General features: G+C 66.9%; 11 protein-coding genes. 1 reads left to right on the top strand and 10 read right to left on the bottom strand.

Annotated features, from left to right (window positions below; translation table 11 throughout):
• Positions 1 to 56 precede the first annotated feature (56 nt).
• The 5 genes from AKJ09_RS30100 to AKJ09_RS30080 form a co-directional block, all read right to left on the bottom strand.
• Complete coding sequence (locus AKJ09_RS30100; protein ID WP_240488634.1) at positions 57 to 1,553, bottom strand: potassium/proton antiporter; 1,497 nt, start codon at positions 1,551 to 1,553, stop codon at positions 57 to 59.
• 25 nt (positions 1,554 to 1,578) lie between these two features.
• Positions 1,579 to 2,544 (bottom strand): formylglycine-generating enzyme family protein, encoded by a 966-nt coding sequence (locus AKJ09_RS30095; protein WP_146651312.1) that lies wholly within the window; start codon positions 2,542 to 2,544, stop codon positions 1,579 to 1,581.
• A 117-nt stretch (positions 2,545 to 2,661) separates the two neighbouring features.
• Complete coding sequence (locus tag AKJ09_RS30090) at positions 2,662 to 3,138, bottom strand: hypothetical protein (protein WP_146651311.1); 477 nt, start codon at positions 3,136 to 3,138, stop codon at positions 2,662 to 2,664.
• Complete coding sequence (locus tag AKJ09_RS30085; RefSeq protein ID WP_146651310.1) at positions 3,138 to 3,674, bottom strand: hypothetical protein; 537 nt, start codon at positions 3,672 to 3,674, stop codon at positions 3,138 to 3,140. The genes AKJ09_RS30090 and AKJ09_RS30085 overlap by 1 nt, the downstream gene beginning before the upstream one ends.
• A 105-nt stretch (positions 3,675 to 3,779) precedes the next feature.
• Positions 3,780 to 5,174 carry a PhoH family protein gene (locus AKJ09_RS30080; protein ID WP_146651309.1) on the bottom strand — a complete coding sequence of 465 codons (1,395 nt, stop codon included), beginning with the start codon at positions 5,172 to 5,174 and terminating at the stop codon, positions 3,780 to 3,782.
• A gap of 96 nt (positions 5,175 to 5,270) precedes the next feature.
• On the opposite strand from AKJ09_RS30080, the gene AKJ09_RS30075 reads away from it, so the two are divergent.
• The gene (locus AKJ09_RS30075) at positions 5,271 to 6,443 is read left to right on the top strand and encodes a tyrosine/phenylalanine carboxypeptidase domain-containing protein (RefSeq protein WP_146651308.1); all 1,173 of its coding nucleotides are present in this window, start codon (positions 5,271 to 5,273) and stop codon (positions 6,441 to 6,443) included.
• A 25-nt stretch (positions 6,444 to 6,468) separates the two neighbouring features.
• On the opposite strand, the gene AKJ09_RS30070 is transcribed toward AKJ09_RS30075, so the two are convergent.
• The 5 genes from AKJ09_RS30070 to AKJ09_RS55060 form a co-directional block, all read right to left on the bottom strand.
• On the bottom strand, positions 6,469 to 6,864 hold the full coding sequence (locus AKJ09_RS30070) for a hypothetical protein (RefSeq protein ID WP_146651307.1): 396 nt from the start codon (positions 6,862 to 6,864) through the stop codon (positions 6,469 to 6,471).
• 99 nt (positions 6,865 to 6,963) lie between these two features.
• Positions 6,964 to 10,770: an NHL repeat-containing protein gene (locus AKJ09_RS30065; RefSeq protein WP_146651306.1), complete on the bottom strand. Its 3,807-nt coding sequence runs from the start codon at positions 10,768 to 10,770 to the stop codon at positions 6,964 to 6,966.
• A 229-nt stretch (positions 10,771 to 10,999) separates the two neighbouring features.
• The gene (locus tag AKJ09_RS30060) at positions 11,000 to 12,070 is read right to left on the bottom strand and encodes a hypothetical protein (protein WP_146651305.1); all 1,071 of its coding nucleotides are present in this window, start codon (positions 12,068 to 12,070) and stop codon (positions 11,000 to 11,002) included.
• A gap of 73 nt (positions 12,071 to 12,143) precedes the next feature.
• On the bottom strand, positions 12,144 to 13,232 hold the full coding sequence (locus tag AKJ09_RS30055) for a hypothetical protein (RefSeq protein WP_146651304.1): 1,089 nt from the start codon (positions 13,230 to 13,232) through the stop codon (positions 12,144 to 12,146).
• Between the two features lie 2 nt (positions 13,233 to 13,234).
• Complete coding sequence (locus AKJ09_RS55060) at positions 13,235 to 15,124, bottom strand: TonB-dependent receptor plug domain-containing protein (protein ID WP_240488633.1); 1,890 nt, start codon at positions 15,122 to 15,124, stop codon at positions 13,235 to 13,237.
• Positions 15,125 to 15,184 lie beyond the last annotated feature (60 nt).

Raw genomic sequence — 15,184 nt, 5'->3', positions numbered from 1 at the left:
CAAACGGTGCCGGGCCCGGTCGCGGCACCGGAGGAAGTGCGAAAAGCGGGCCCTCGTCAGCCCTCGCCGGAGGGTCCGAAGAGGAGCTCCAACATCGGGCGATCCTCTTGGCGGCAAAACACGTGAACCACGTCGCCGGGCTGCAGAACCGTCGAGCCACGGGGTGCGAGAAGGTCGTCGCCGCGGACGAGAAGCATGGCCGCGGCGTCGGGCGGGAACGGAACGTCGGCGACCTCGACACCGCACACCGCCGAGGCTTCGCCGATCTCGAAGACCACGAGCTCGTGGGAGAGCGGCCGTGCTGCCGTGATCTCGAGCGCGGCACGGCGAGCACGAGGGAGCCCGCGACCGAGCTTGAGCTTTTTGGTCAGCGCGCGCACCGTGCTTCCTTGCAGCGCCGCACCGAAGACGACGACGAAGAACACGACGTCGAAGACCTCGAATGCCGCCGGCACGTGCGCCATGACCGGGATGCACGCGAGCACGATGGGAACGGCTCCTTTGAGCCCCACCCACGCGACGAACGCGATTTCCTTGATCCGATAGCGAAAGGGCACGAGGCACACGGTGACCGCGAGCGGCCGCGCGACGAGGGCGCCGAACGCTGCGAGTCCGATGCCCGGAGCCGCGACAGCAACGATGTTCGAAGGCCGCGCGAGCAGGCCGAGCACGACGAACATGCCGACCTGTCCGATCCACGCCACGAAGTCGTGCACGCGCTCGAGGGCCGCCTTGTAGGGGAGCTTCGCGTTGCCGAGGAAGATGCCGGCGAGGTAGACGGCGAGAAACCCGCTGCCGTGCGCGAGCGACGCGGCGCCGAACGTCACGAAGGCGAGGCCGATGGTGAGAACCGGATAGAGACCCGTGACCGAGAGCTGTAGGCGTTTGAGCGACGTTCCTGCGAGCGCCCCGATCGCACCGCCGACGAGTGATCCGACGACGAGCTCGCGGACCACGAACAGCAGCGCGGTAAACCGCATCGGCTGGCCGCTCGCGATCGACTCGGTGATGCCGAGCGTCAGAATCACGGCCATCGGATCGTTCAGGCCGGATTCGACCTCCACCGTTGCGCCCACTCGTTCGTGCAGTTCGACGCCGCCCGCACGGAGCACGGAGAAGACGGCAGCGGCGTCGGTCGAGGAAACGATCGCGCCGAGCAAGAACGCAATGGACCACGCGAAGCCGAAAAGGTGGGCGGCGAATGCCACGAGGCCAGCGGTCACCGCAACGCCGACGGTCGCGAGCGCACCGGCGGGCGCGAGATATCGGCGGAAGGTGGTCTTCGGCGTGTGGAGCCCGGCATCGAAGAGAATGAGGACGAGCGCCGTCGTGCCGAGGCGAAAGCTCTGCGTGTAGCTCCGGAAGCCGATGTGGCCGACGCCCTCCTCGCCGAGGAGCAGACCGAGCCCCACGAACCCCAGAACCAACGGAACGCCCGAGCGCGCGGAGACTCGACTCAACAGCGCGCTCGTGACGAGAAGCGCGCCGAGGAGGAGTAAGACGATGGCCGTCGATCTCGGCTCGGTGACCGCCATCCATCTCCGAAGATGCATCGCGGCGCGCCCGGAAGAAACGCGATCAGTCGTCGCGGGCGCAGCGGAAGCCGACGTTCGGGCCCGCCTCGCGCACCGAGCCCCAGTTGCGACTCGTCGTCCGCGCGAGCGACGGCCAGGTCAGCCATCCTCCGCCGCGCAACACGTGGCTCGCTCCGGCACGTGGCGAAAGCTCGGACATGCTCTCGGCGTACCAATCCGCCACCCACTCCTCGACGTTGCCGCTCATGTCGAGCGCACCGTGAGGGCTCGCGCCGCCGAGATGTGTCGCTACGCGCGAGGGATGCTTCGCACTGCAGCTACGCTGGGAGTTGTCGCGTACGAGCGTCGTGGCGAGGCCGCAACCGATCCCCGACGTTCCCCATGGATAGCGAACCGGGTTCGTTCCGCGGGCAGCAAGCTCCCATTCGACTTCGCGCGGCAGGCGCTTTCCGATCGCGAGGCAGTACGCCTGAGCCGACGACCAGGGGATGCAGGAGACCGGCAATTGCGGGTCGCCGAGGTCGTACGTGCACTGTGCACTCGTTCGCGGCGGGCGCTGGCAGAGGCCGCGTTCGACGCACGAGCGATACGCGCCGACGGTGACCTCCGTGCGGTCGATCCAGAACGGCCCCGTGGTCACCTGGCGAGCCGGGCGTTCGTTCGGCGGCGCGGCCTTCTCGGAGGAGCCCATGGTGAAACGGCCGCCTGGAACGTGGACCATTCCGTCTTTGGTGACGAAGGGCTTCAGCGCCCCCGCGGGTGCCTTCGGCGCGGGCGCAGGCGTGGTCTTCTCGGGCGGCGCGTGCTCGTCGTCGCCGTCGGCTTCGCCCGCGGCAGCATTCGCCGGGGCGGGCTCCGCGGCGGGCTTGACCGACGTTGGAGGAGCCGCCGGCGGCGCTGGGGGCTCTTGCCCCGAGGCAAACGACAACGGCAAGCCCCCCCCAACTCCGGCGAGGGCGATCGCGAGGGCGATCGCCTTGCGGTGTTCGAGGGCGCGTCCGCGGCTCATGCGCCGCTCATCATGCCATGCCCGCGGGTCCGCGGGACACCCGAGAGGCCTCGCGCCTCTGGAGCGATGAGAGGCCCGCGCCTCTGGAGCGATGAGAGGCCTCGCGCCTCCGGGCGATCAGCGACCCTGGTGCGGGGCCGACGGGAGCGGCTCGAGCTTCGGCGTCGGTGACGAACGAATCGCGGGCGGCGGGGGATTGCCGTCCCGAGCCGTCGGAAGCTTCGATTGCGCGACGGCGGGGCCCTCTCCGACGTACTTCACGCACACGCCCGCGGCGTGGGCACGCGAATAGCCGACGTCGAGAAACGCGCGCACCACAGCGTCGCAGCCCAACATCGATGCGCGCGTCGTGAGGGCCTTGGCCACGTCTTCGGGCGTTGCCTCAGTGCCGAAACCAACGGCCTGCACGAAGGCGATCTCCGAGTACGGCCGCTCCGGCTGAGGCTGATCGGACAAGTAGAGCTCGACGCCCGACGTGCGCGCCTGCGGCTCGCGCAGCATGGCTGCGTGCGTCTCGGTGTGACCGCAACCGATCGCCCCGATGCCCATCGTCGCGAGCGCGACGAACATTCCCCAACGTGAAACGGCGCTCATCACATCCCCCCCGACTCGGACGGCGACTCCACCGCAGGCGATTCCTGCGACTCTTCGGGAGGCATGAGCGGAGCCGAAGAAGGCGGCACCGCGGCCTCCACGCGCGTCGTGAACGCGTGGCCGAACATCGAGACGAGCATCAACTCGTCGTTCGCGGCGTACACGCGCTGACCTGCGCACGTCGCGCCGAGGCCGCACGTGTAATAGAAGGTCTCGACCTGCGTGCGTCCGACGAGCTCGAAGCGTGCACGCACGCCATCGACGACCGCCACGTTGCCGCCGATCTCCGCAACCTTGCGCACGAACTGGGGCAACAGCGTGTCGACCGTCGCCTCCTGTTGCGTCGCGTGGACTTCGACGATGCCGAGATCGACGGCATTCGCTGGCGGCTTGTTCGCCGCGTAAATCGCGACAGGACCAGCGTACGCCGGCAGTTGAACGGATCCGGTCCGTACCGCGCTACCGCCGACGGACGAACATCCGCCGATCATGAGCGCCGCAATCGCCAGCGTCGTCGAGGCCGTTACTGATGCCATCGACGGAATCATGGAATCGCCCTCCCGCTCTCGCAATGCGAAAGCGGGAGCGTCCTTGCACTTCGCGTTTCTACGTTTCCGAGGTGGCGGCTTCGCGCGCGATCGTCAGAGCACGTTGGCCGCGAGCTCGGCGAGCTCGCTGCGCTCACCGCGCGTGAGAACGATGTGAGCTGCGACCTTCTCGCCACGGAATCGATCGGCGGCGACGGAGAGACCGTTCGACGCACTGTCGACGTACGGGTTGTCGATCTGCTCAGGATCGCCGGTGAGGACGATCTTCGTTCCGTCACCGGAGCGCGTGATGATCGTTTTGACCTCGTGAGGCGTGAGGTTCTGCGCTTCGTCGACGATGATGTACTGCGCGGGCAACGAGCGACCACGAATGTAGGTTAGCGGTTCGACCTGCAGCTGGCCGCTCTCGAGGAGCTCTGCGTACGCTCGCGGTCCCTTCTTCGTACCGCTGGAGAAGAGAAATTCGAGGTTGTCGAAGATCGGCTGCATCCAAGGGTTGAGCTTCTCGCCCACGTCACCCGGCAAGAAGCCGATGTCACGGCCGAGCGGCATGACCGGACGCGAGACGAGCATGCGCGTGTACACGCCGTCTTCGACGGTGCGCTTGAGTCCTGCGGCGAGCGCGAGGAGCGTCTTGCCCGTGCCGGCTTTGCCGACGAGCGTGACGAGGCGGATGTTCTCGTCGAGCAGGAGGTCGAGCGCGTGGCTCTGCTCTTTGTTGCGCGGACGAACGCCGAGCACGCCTTCACGCGGCGTGCGCAGGCTCACGATCTCGCGACGGGTCGCATCGTAACGACCAAGCGCCGTGTGCGAAGCATTCGCGCGATCGCGAAGGAGCACCGACATGTTCGCGATGAGGAAGCCGTTGCGCGGCGAGGCCTCGCCGACGGCGAGAGACGCCGTGCTCGGACGCTCGATCTTCTCGCCCTTCTCGGGCGCGATGAACTGCGCGAGAGGCGCGAAGCGGCCTTCCTGGAAGAACGTGTCGATGTCGTCGGCCGAGACTTCGAGCTCGGTGACGCCCGAGTCGAGACGCTGCGGTTCGACGCGCTGGTTCTCGTAGGTCTCCGCGACCATCCCGAGCGCATCGGCGCGGATCCGGAGGTTCGTGTCCATCGTGACGAACACGGTGGGTCGCCCGCCGTCGGCCTCGCGGACCTCGAACGCCGTCTGGAGGATCGCCGCGTCCATCGCCGTCTTGTCGATGGCGCTCGGCAGCTCCGGTCGGCTCGCCGGGACGGCGACCTTGAGGAAACCGCCTGACTCGAGCGTCACGCCCTTGGAGAGCGATCCGCCCTTCTCGCGGAGCTCGTCGAGCAAGCGAACGACCTGTCGCGCGTTACGGCCCCGCTCCGAGCCTTCGCGCTTGAACTGGTCGACTTCCTCGATGACGTAGATCGGGATGATGACGTTGTTGTCGTCGAACCGGAAGATCGCGTACGGGTCGTGGAGAAGGATGTTCGTGTCGAGGACGTAGTTCTTCTTCATACGCTCGGTTTCCAGGGTTTCGGCGTACCCTCACGGGCTTTCCCTTGCAAGGAAAAGAGGCGTCTGCCGGGGAGGTCGTCTATCCTCCACCAGCCTATGATCGACCGCATCCACCGGCCGGCGATTCGAAAGACGGGGGAGGCCGACCTACCGACGTGGCTCGTTCGAGCCGAACGGCTCCTCGTCGAGGCGGCCCGGTCGATACGCCTGCTCGGCTCGGTCGTGCCGCGAAATGCAGCCCAAGAGCGCGTAAGACTGCTCGAAGCGCTGGGAAACGGCGGAACGGTCATGCCCCGCTGGTCCTACGCTCGGACGGACCACGCGATGCTTCGGAAGGCCCTCGAGCGGGCCGCGTACCGGCTTGGCGCCGAACCCCATCCGATCGCCCAGCTCTACGCCGCACGCGCCCGCGAGCTCGAGCTCGAAGCGGCGCTCGCCAGCGAGGCGGGAACGGCGGTCCTCGGCGCGCTCGCCCGCGCTCGTTTCCGGACGACGAACCAGGAAGCCGCCGGTCAGGCGACCATTCTCGCCCGCAAATGGATTGAAGAAGGACGCGAGGCACTCGCGAAGGCCAAGGCGCCCGAAGAGGAAATCGAGTGTGACGCACCCGTCCAAGGCTCGCTCCTGACACGGATGCGCGAAGAAGTAAGCCGTCTCGGCCTTCCCTTCTCCGTCGTCGTGCAACCTTCCCTCACGGCGCTCGCGGCCACGGGCGAACGACACATTCTGATCGCCTCGGGGCGTCGCGTCACGAAGGAAGACGTCGAGCGAACCGTGATGCACGAGGTGGAAGCGCACGCGATTCCTCGTACGCGATCGATGCAAGCGCGCCTCGCCATCTTCCAAATCGGCACAGCGCGCGGCATCGACGATCAAGAAGGCCTCGCGTTGGTCCTCGAGGATCGACACGGATTTCTCACGCCGCGTCGCAAACGCGAGCTCGCCGCGCGCCACCTCGCCGTGGAAGCGATGGACGGTGGGGCGCGCTTCCACGACGCCGTCACCGCGTTGGTCAAAGAGCATGGGCTCGCACCACGCGAGGCCATCGTCGTGGCTGAGCGCGCCTACCGAGGTGGCGACGGCACGAGCGCCGGGCTCGGCCGCGAGCGCGTGTACATCGAATCGTACGTGCGCATCGGCGATCACCTCGCGAAGAAGCCCACCGACGAAGGCATCCTCACGAGCGGCCAGGTCGGCCTCGACGCGGTTCCTGTGCTCGCGCCGTTCGTGCGCAGGCGAACCGAGCCGCCGCCTCCACCCATGGCCTGACGTTCTCAGCGCACAACGCTCAGCGCTAGGGCGGCGGCTGGAACGGGCCTTCCGCGACGACGCCGCCGACCCACGTATCGACTCCGCACGACGAGGGGGAATACATGCCTGAGGTCGGCGGCGGATGCTCGAGGTTCGGAGCGCCGATGTCCCCTTCGGTGACACCGATGGTGTCATCGAGCTCCCGCTCCCGCTCCGCGCGGAGCACGGTCTCGGTCTCGAGGGCCATCGCTGCGAGCGCACCGACGATCGCGCCGATGATCGCGCCGGCGATCATCCCAGGCGGCCCTGCGATCGCCCCCGCCGCCACACCGACGAGAGCTCCGGCAATGCCCCCTTCGGCCTCGTGTTCGTGGCGGCGACGATCCTCGACCTCCGTTCCGACGAAGGCGCTGGTTTCGGCGACGGCGCTGCTTGCCATGCTGGACTCCTTGAACACCCGTGCTTGATTGCACAGTACAAGGATGCATGCGGCGCACCGGCGCAGAGCGGCGCCTTAGGATTGGGTGAGCTCGACGTGTCAGCGTGACTGCAGACGGCTCACCGAGCCGAGGATGCTCACGCGGTCCGAGCCGGTTTCGCTGACGTAGAGCCGAGTCGTGAAGAGGCCGGTCGCTACGGCCGCGACCCCGTCCCCCGCGCGAAGAAGCGACGACGAGCCGAGCCCTCCGAGGAACTCCTTGACCTTGCCTTGGGGTCCGAACACGACCACGCGGCCGAGGTCGCGTTCGGCGACGTAGAGGTTGCTCGCATCGAACGAGAGGCCCGCCGGTCCAGCCAGGTGATCCGTATCGAGCACGGTAGCCGCCGGAGCACGCGAGACGTCATCCGGCTGGCCGAGGACGCCCGACGCCGCCACGCCGCTCGTAAGCCCGGCCAGCGCAAAGCGCAGCACACGGTTGTTGCCCGTATCCGCGACGAAGAGGTCGTTTCCGCGTACGACACACGCCGACGGATACGCCATGCTGGAGCCCGACGCGACGCTCGACCCATGATTCGGAGCCACATCGCTCGCGCTCGACTGACCGAGAACGACGTCGGCTGTTGCACCTGCCGCGGTCGGAAGTGCATTCCAGACGAGCACGCGATGATTGCCCGTGTCGACGACGGCAAGCTTGATGCCGTCCGAGCAGACGCCGCTCGGCAGATTCATGCTGGACGCGTTCGCTCCACCTGCATTGGGCGTCACGGAGGTGAACGAGCTCTGTCCGAGCACGACGCGCGCCGCCGAATCCGGCGCAGACCGGTCGAAGATCAACACGCGATGGTTGTCGGTGTCGGCCACGACGAGGTGCGAGGCATCGCTCCAGACGCCTCGCGGACGGCTCATCGAAGAGGCCGACGGTGCGCCACCCGCGTTCGCCAACGCGAGCGAGTCGTTCGGCTGACCGAAGACGCGCTCGACCGTCCACGTGTCCCCCGCGATGCGCTGTTGGAGAATGCGACTGTTGCCAGTGTCGGCGACGAACGCCTGGTCACCCGACACGGCAATCGCGCGCGGTTGGGACGTCGCACCGGCGGCCGCGACACTCGAGCGGTTGAAGCCGACGCCGAGCACGTTCGCCTGTCCGAGGACCTTCGAGGCCGCAATGCCGGTTGCAACCGTCGCCAGCGAATACCCGAGGACGCGATGATTGCGCGCGTCGGCCACCCAGAGGTCGGTGCCATCCGACGCAACGCCCATCGGCTCGGCAAGCGACGATGCGCCGATGCCCGTCGCGTTCGGGTTAGCTGACGTGAGATTCGGCTGACCGAGAGCTCCGATCGACGCAAGCGACGCCCCATCGAAGATGTGGACGCGGTTCGAGTCGAGCTCGGAGACGAAGAGTTTTCCGCCCGCGGCGACGACCTTGCGTGGACGAAGAACGGTCGACGCCGTCGTGGCAACGGGCGTCTGGACATCGGAGCCTGCCCAGTAACCGTCGCGCTCGTAGGGTGACGTCGAGATCGTCGAGCCGTCGGGCTGACCGATCCAAGCCGTGGGGGTAGTGCCCGCGCTGGTTGCGTTCTCCCAGCGAACCACGCGGCTGTTCTCCGTGTCCGCGACCCACAAGGTGGTGCCGTCGAGCGAGAGACCCGACGGCAAATTGAGACCAGCGGGGTCCACTGCGAATGCGCCGCCGCCGTAGTTCGCGCGGACGGACGACATGCTCGGCTGCCCGATCACGCGATCGGCGGGCTGCCCGTTCTTGGTCGGGAAAGAATCCCACACGAGCACGCGATGGTTCAGACGGTCGGCGACGAAGAGGTGCGTGCCGTCGCTCGCGACGTCGGTCGGATAGAAAAAGCCGTCCGCAGCGGCGTCGGAGAACCCGTCGACCGGAGAGACGTCGAGCCGCCCGTGATTCGGTCGTCGTCCACCGAAGTCCGCTTGCCCGAGCACGACGTCCGCGGGCCGACCGCTGGCCTGGGGGACGCCGTTCCAGACGAGCACGCGATGATTCTGCGTGTCTGCGACGACGAGATGCGTGCCGTCGAGGACCACGCCCTCGGGCCCGGAGAGCGTAGATGAGGAGGCCGAGACGATGTCGCCGTTGGCGATGAACGAGCTCGCATCGGGCTGTCCGACCACGATGGATGCAGACTGCACGGTCGACCCGAGATCCGCCGCCTTCCAGAGCAGAACGCGGTTGTTGCTCTTGTCGGCGACGGCCACCATGCCGTTTTTCACGCTCACTCCCGCGGGATCCGCGAGCGTTGCCCCCGACACGGCGCGGTAGTCGGCGCGCTCGTTGACCGTGAAGCCCGCTTGGCCGATGACGCGGCTCGCGGGCTCGTAGTTGTAGCTGGGCGGTGAATCGAAGACGAGCAGGCGCCGCGCATCGGGAACGAGCAGCGAACCGCTCGGGGTCGACGCGAGACCGATGTTGAGCGAAATGTTCGACGCATCGACGCGTGCCGGATTGATGTACGCGCCGTCGGCAAAACGCATCGGGACGACACGCTCTGTGTCGGGCTGGCCGAGCAGGAAGTCCGCGGTCGAAGGGCCGGTCGTGGGATTGCGCGTGCACGCGATCCGCATAAGGCCGAAGTCGCGAATGGCGATACCGCCGCCAGCGAGATGCGCGATACCGGCTGGTCGAGCGACGCCGCCGCCGGGGTGCAGCGAGAACTGCCACTTGTAGACGTCGTACGAGGCCGGCGCGTTGATGGTCGGATTCGACACGAAGGAGAGTCCGGGACCGCCGATGCCGCTCACGTAGACGCCGTTCGGCGTCGCCGACACGCCTTCGGGAATGTACATCGGCAGGTTGCCGGAAAACGCCGCAGTGGAGACGAAGTCGGGTTGACCGAGAACGATGTCGGCGGGTGTCGACGGTGCCGTCGGGAACGTGCTCCAGCCGAGCACGCGATCATTCAGGGAGTCGGCGACATAGAGACGGGTACCGTCCGACGTGACCGCGACGGGTGACGCGAGCGTCCCAGGCCCCGCAACGCCGCCGGCATTGACGCGATTCGAGCTGAGGTCGGGCTGACCGAGAACGAGATCCGCCGGCGTCATGCTCTGGGTCGGCAGCTTCTGCCAGACGAGCACGCGGTGCCCGGTGGCGGCGACGAGGCGCGTTCCGTCCGACCACAGCGAGATGACCGCCGCCGATCCGAAGAGCGCGCCCGATGTGACCCCGACGAGCGAATCGAGATCAGGCTGACCGAGTACGAGATCAGGTTTCGCGAGCGGGTTCGTCGGAATGCCGGAGTAGACGAAGATGCGCGCACCGTTGGCGACGAACAGATGCGTGCCGTCGAAGAAGGCGCCATACGTCCACTCGTGCGCAACGTTGCGCAACCACGACGGACCGTCGGAGGAGAGAAGCGCCTCCATGCCCACCGAGCGCTCGATGGTCCACGCGCCTGGCTTCTTCGCGATGCCGAACGTTCCCGAACCGCGCAGGAGACCGACGACCGCGCCGTCTCCCGGGCCGGAGACGTCGAGCAGCGCGTCGTCGCCCGTGGCTCGGTGCTCGAAGAGCATCGTATCGGGGCCCGCGTCGGCCAGTTTGATCGAGAGGTTCAGATCTTTGGGGCGATCGGCGGTCGGCCACTGGACGGTGCAGAGCGTGTTGCCGACGGCGTCCGGAGCGAGCTCCGCAGTTACCGGCGACTCCGTCAGTCCGACCACGGAGCCGGGCGGGAGCGGGCGCGACGACGAATAGAGGCGGCAAGCTCCGGCGTAGCACCCGCCGTTGCCCAACGCGTCGTTGTCACAAACGGCGAGGGACGTAGCCGGCGCACCTTGCACGGGCGTCTCGCCGACGTCGGCCTGCCCTCCGCAAGACGCCCCCGCTACGAGCAACCACGAAAGTCCGATCTTAGTGGCGTGACGCATCCGTCTCTCCCCGTGCTGCAAGGCTGCGTGCGTTCTCGAAGGTATCACTGCGCTCGATCGTTCGTGGCCAGCCGCCGGGGATTTCGTCATCGCGAAATCGACTCGTGATCGACCGCGTGTACGGGCAGGAGTCCGCTCCACACGATTTCGTGGAGTTGCCGCACCTCATCGCAGGCGACTTACGGCCGTGCCGGCGAAGAATTAAGGCCCGCGCCGTCGAATCGAAGCGTCAGGGCGACGTGGGATCACGGAAGCAGACGAACTCGGACTCCGTGTCGCTCCCGTAACGCGCGAGGCGCTGGCACGTGTAGCCCTCACGGCAGGCGGGCGCGCCCGGATTGCAGATCGGGAAGCAGAATCCGCCGTCGTCGAACGCGACGCAGTAGGCCTGCGTCCGACTCGGATCGGAGGGGCAGTCACCGGTGCAGTCGACCGTGCACAGACCGCCTGGATAGTTCTTCGCGCAGGTCGCGCCCTCGAAGCCGCAGGAACCGTCGGACACGCACGCATCGCCGATGCCACCTCCGGAGGCACCACCGATCGGGCCGGAGTACGACATCGTCGACGCGTAGAGATTCCAGAGATTCCAGAGCAGCCACGTTCCGCCCTCCTTGCCGGGCGCGACGACGGGCGTGCGATCGTACAGGGCCGCGGTCGAGGCATTCGCGGGCGTTACCTTGAGACCATCGAGGGTGAGGCTCGTCTGGTCGGTGCCCCAACCCGACGTGGTCTCCCCATTCGCCGCGACCTGATCGAGCGCAACCCGGATGGCGCGACCGAGACAATCGACCTGGCGATCATAGCCCGCGAGCGCGGGCAGACAGTTGCTGGCCTCCAAGCAACCGCACCCGAAGACGTATTCGACGCGCTCCGGCGGAAACGGATACGTCTGCGCGCCGATCAGGCCTTGCGCGGCCTGCGAGTACATGAGGAACACGAGCGGGTTGATACGGTACGTACGCGCGGCTCGCGCGATCGCCTCAACAGCGCGCACGCCGTTCGACTGGTAGGTCTCGAGAAAGCTCGGACGCTGATACGGCGTGCGATGGAGAAACTGCTGGATGAGCGTGATGTCGACGCCGTCGATGTCGGTGAACGACGCGAGGTCGATGACGTTGTTCCGATCGAACGGCGCAGGCGCGTCCTGGACTTCCTGGGTATCGAGCCCTTGTAGGACGGTCGGCGCCGGGTCGTCACCGCACGCGGCGATCAGCGCGCACGAAGCAGCGATCGTCACGGCGCAGACCACGGTACGGGTCACGGTACGGGTCACGGCGCGTGCAGCACGCAAGCGAAGCATCGGAAGCTCTACGAATGATGCCGCGAAGGAGGGCTGGCCGCCAGTGATCGGCCCCCGAAACGGGTTCCTTCCCTCACTTCACGTGCACGGGAACGACAATCCAAGCGGCGCCCGCCCGATTGTCGTGGACGACCATCCACAGCAAGCCGTCCCCAGGGTCCTTGGAGGCTCGGAACTTGACGGCGCTGTCGTCCACGCGGCCCTGTCGGGTATCGAAGAGCAGCCTCGCGTCGTTGGCGAGGTCGCCGCGGTTCGAGTAGTAGTCGACCCAGATCTGCTCGTGCAGATTCTCGCTACCGCTGCTCGGGTTCAGCTCCCAGCTCGACTCGGGAACGACGACGTTGATGTCGACCGACGGGCAGTCCTCGCTCTTCTTGTCTGGCGGGCAGCGATCGACCGTGATGCCTGCAACCGGGTCGACGTCGACGCCATCGAGCGTGACCTTGTCGATGATCGGATTCGCATTCGTCTGGTTCGGATACGAATAGACGCGCGAGATCCCGATCACGTAGTCGCTCGGGGGAAGCTTGTTGCCGTTCTCGTCCGCGCAGATGACGGGCACCTGCTGCGGGCCCCCGTTCGGATCGAGCCCCGCGATCTCGACGTGCCCTGCGCACGTCACGTTGAAGATGATCGCGAGCCCGTAGATCTGATCACCTTCGCGCGGCTGAATCGCGTCCGCCGGCATCTGGAACGAGAACGTCGGGCCGGTCTGCAGAAACGGCGTGATGTCGACGCCGGCCGGGAGCTGCGAGAAGGGATTGGTGCCCGCATCGAGCGGCGTTTGAGGAGCTCCACCGCCATCGGCCGTGCCGGCGAGCGGCCCAACCGGAATGAGCTGACCGCTTCCCGGCCCGCCGTCGCCGCTCGGGAGGAAGCAGAGATAGTAGAGGTCGTCGCGAGGGTTCAGACAGATGAGCGGGATCCAGTAATTCTGGAGCGGACGCGGCTTCGTCTGCCGTTGATCGGTGTAGAGCGCCTCGAGCGTGACGGTGTCGCCCGGCGTGACGTACGGCTTGTCTGCCTTGACCGCGAGGAGACGAACGCTGTCGACCTTGCTCTGCGGATCGAAGCCCTGACCGCCGCACGCGAGCAGTCCCGTGATGCCCGCGACGCCTGCCGCGAGCGTTCCAGCGAGGAAGTGAAGATGCGAGCGCTTCATGGCTAGAGATCCACCCGCATACCGAAGCTCGGCAGGATCGGAAGGCCGGTCGCGTTCGTCCGGAGCGTCGAGTTGTAGTTGTAGCTCACGCCCTCGACGTTGCCCGCGTTGTAGACGTTGTAGATGTCGAGGTACATGCTGAGGCGGCCCCAGCTGTAGACCCACGCCTTGTCGATGCGCACGTCGAGCTGGTGAAATACCGGGTTGCGCTCGCTGTTCGGAGGGAACGACGTAAGCGGGACGTAGGCGCCCGATGTGGCGTCGTAGAAGCCGTACGCCTGCGGCGTGACCATGCTGCCCGATACGACGCGGTAGCGGCCGCCGATCTCCCAGCCGTTACCGAGCCGGTAGCTACCGACGGCCGTGAGGATGTGCGTCTGGTCGAAGGCGAAGAGTCGCTCCGGCTGGTCGGGCCCGTCGCGACGCACGCTGCGCGAGAGCGTGTAGGCGATGAAGCCGAAGAAGCGCGCGTCGGGCTTGTAGCGAAGGAGCGTCTCGAGGCCCATCGCGTGACCTTCGCCGACGTTGCCGACGCGCGGAACGACGAGCTGGTCGTACTGGCGATAGTAGCCTTCGGTCGAGAACTCGATCTGCCGCGTGATCTCTTGCTCGATGCCGAGACCGTAGTGGTTCGCGATGTTCGAGGTCAGGCCGGGAATGCCGAAGACGCGGTTCGTCTCCTGCGGCTGCGGCGGCTGCGCGAAGCGGCCGATGCCTCCCTTGAGCGTCGTCTTGGGGAACTCGCTGTGGAGCTCCTGGCGCGCGGTCACGCGGGGCTGGACGTCCCAGCTCTTGGTGTCCTTCGTGTAGTCGAGGCGGACGCCAGGAATGATGCGCGTTCCCTTGAACGGCGTGAGCTCGAGCTCATCGTAGATCCCGGGACGGTAGATGGTGTCGGTGCTTTGCTCTTGGAGCGGCGGGCGCGCACCGAACGGACCAGCAGGCGGCTCACCCGGACGCGGCGGAGGCGGCAAGCGCACGTCCACCGAGTACGGCGTGTAGAGCATGTCGAGACCGAAGTTGTTCCGGACGCCCTGCGTGATCTTCTGCGTGAGCTCGGCACGCGGGTTGATCGGATACGACGTCAGGACGAAGAAGTTGTCGCCGAGCGAGAAGTCGAGCGCGTCTTTGCCGACCGCTGCGGTGACGCGGAGCTCGGTGTCCGGCGAGAGCTTGCCGACGTAGCGAGCCTGGAATCGGTAGAACGCCGTGCCGAGCGTGACGTTGCCGCCGACACCCGGGTTCGAGCCATTCACGCTCTTCACGAGGACCGAGAGGCGGTCGTCGGACCCGAAGAAGAAGAAGCGGACGTTGTGTTTGCCGTTGCCCCATTCGCGCTGGAGCATGGCTTGGTAGTCGTAATAGACGGGCGCGGTCGACACGCCCGCACCGCCGGCCTCGAGCGCCGGCTTCAGCCAGACGTCGACATAGGAGCGGCGGCCGGCGACGGCGAAGTTCCAGCCGGTGTTGCCGATCGGTCCCTGCGCGAGAACGCGCGCGTCGATGAGATCCGCCTGCGCGAGGCCGTGGATCTTCTTGTCCTTCTTCACCACCGGATCGTGCACGCCGACATCGACGATGGCGCCCGTGACGCGACCGTACTGGGTGCTGAAGTTGCCGGGGTAGAAGTCGATCTTGTCGAGCATCTCCGTGGGGATGACGCTCGAGAGACCACCGAAGTGGTAGACGATCGGCACGAGCGTGCCGTCGACGTAGATGTTCGTTTCGTTCGGCGAAGCACCGCGAACGATGAGCAAGCCCGCCAGGCCGGGAGGACGTGCGACGCCAGGAAGGTTCTGGATGCCGCGCAGCGCGTCGCCGTTCGTACCGGGGATGCGCGCGAGCTCGCGTTGTTCGAGCGTGCGCTTGGTGACCTCACGCGGAGGACGCACGCCACGCACTTCGACTTCTTCGATCTCTTCTCCCTCCACCGGGGCGGCGGAGGCGGCGCT

This window comes from Labilithrix luteola (genome assembly GCF_001263205.1).
Lineage (GTDB): Bacteria > Myxococcota_A > Polyangia > Polyangiales > Polyangiaceae > Labilithrix > Labilithrix luteola.
Note: the sequence above shows the minus strand (reverse complement) of the source record. Positions and strands in the feature narration are given on the sequence as shown.

Bases quoted from the DNA above. Each gene is read 5' to 3' on its own strand.
- AKJ09_RS30070 (WP_146651307.1), bottom strand. From the start codon at position 6,864: ATGGCAAGCAGCGCCGTCGCCGAAACCAGCGCCTTCGTCGGAACGGAG.
- AKJ09_RS30080 (WP_146651309.1), bottom strand. From the start codon at position 5,174: ATGAAGAAGAACTACGTCCTCGACACGAACATCCTTCTCCACGACCCG.
- AKJ09_RS30085 (WP_146651310.1), bottom strand. From the start codon at position 3,674: ATGGCATCAGTAACGGCCTCGACGACGCTGGCGATTGCGGCGCTCATG.
- AKJ09_RS30065 (WP_146651306.1), bottom strand. From the start codon at position 10,770: ATGCGTCACGCCACTAAGATCGGACTTTCGTGGTTGCTCGTAGCGGGG.
- AKJ09_RS30100 (WP_240488634.1), bottom strand. From the start codon at position 1,553: ATGCATCTTCGGAGATGGATGGCGGTCACCGAGCCGAGATCGACGGCC.
- AKJ09_RS30095 (WP_146651312.1), bottom strand. From the start codon at position 2,544: ATGAGCCGCGGACGCGCCCTCGAACACCGCAAGGCGATCGCCCTCGCG.
- AKJ09_RS30075 (WP_146651308.1), top strand. From the start codon at position 5,271: ATGATCGACCGCATCCACCGGCCGGCGATTCGAAAGACGGGGGAGGCC.
- AKJ09_RS30090 (WP_146651311.1), bottom strand. From the start codon at position 3,138: ATGAGCGCCGTTTCACGTTGGGGAATGTTCGTCGCGCTCGCGACGATG.
- AKJ09_RS30055 (WP_146651304.1), bottom strand. From the start codon at position 13,232: ATGAAGCGCTCGCATCTTCACTTCCTCGCTGGAACGCTCGCGGCAGGC.
- AKJ09_RS30060 (WP_146651305.1), bottom strand. From the start codon at position 12,070: ATGCTTCGCTTGCGTGCTGCACGCGCCGTGACCCGTACCGTGACCCGT.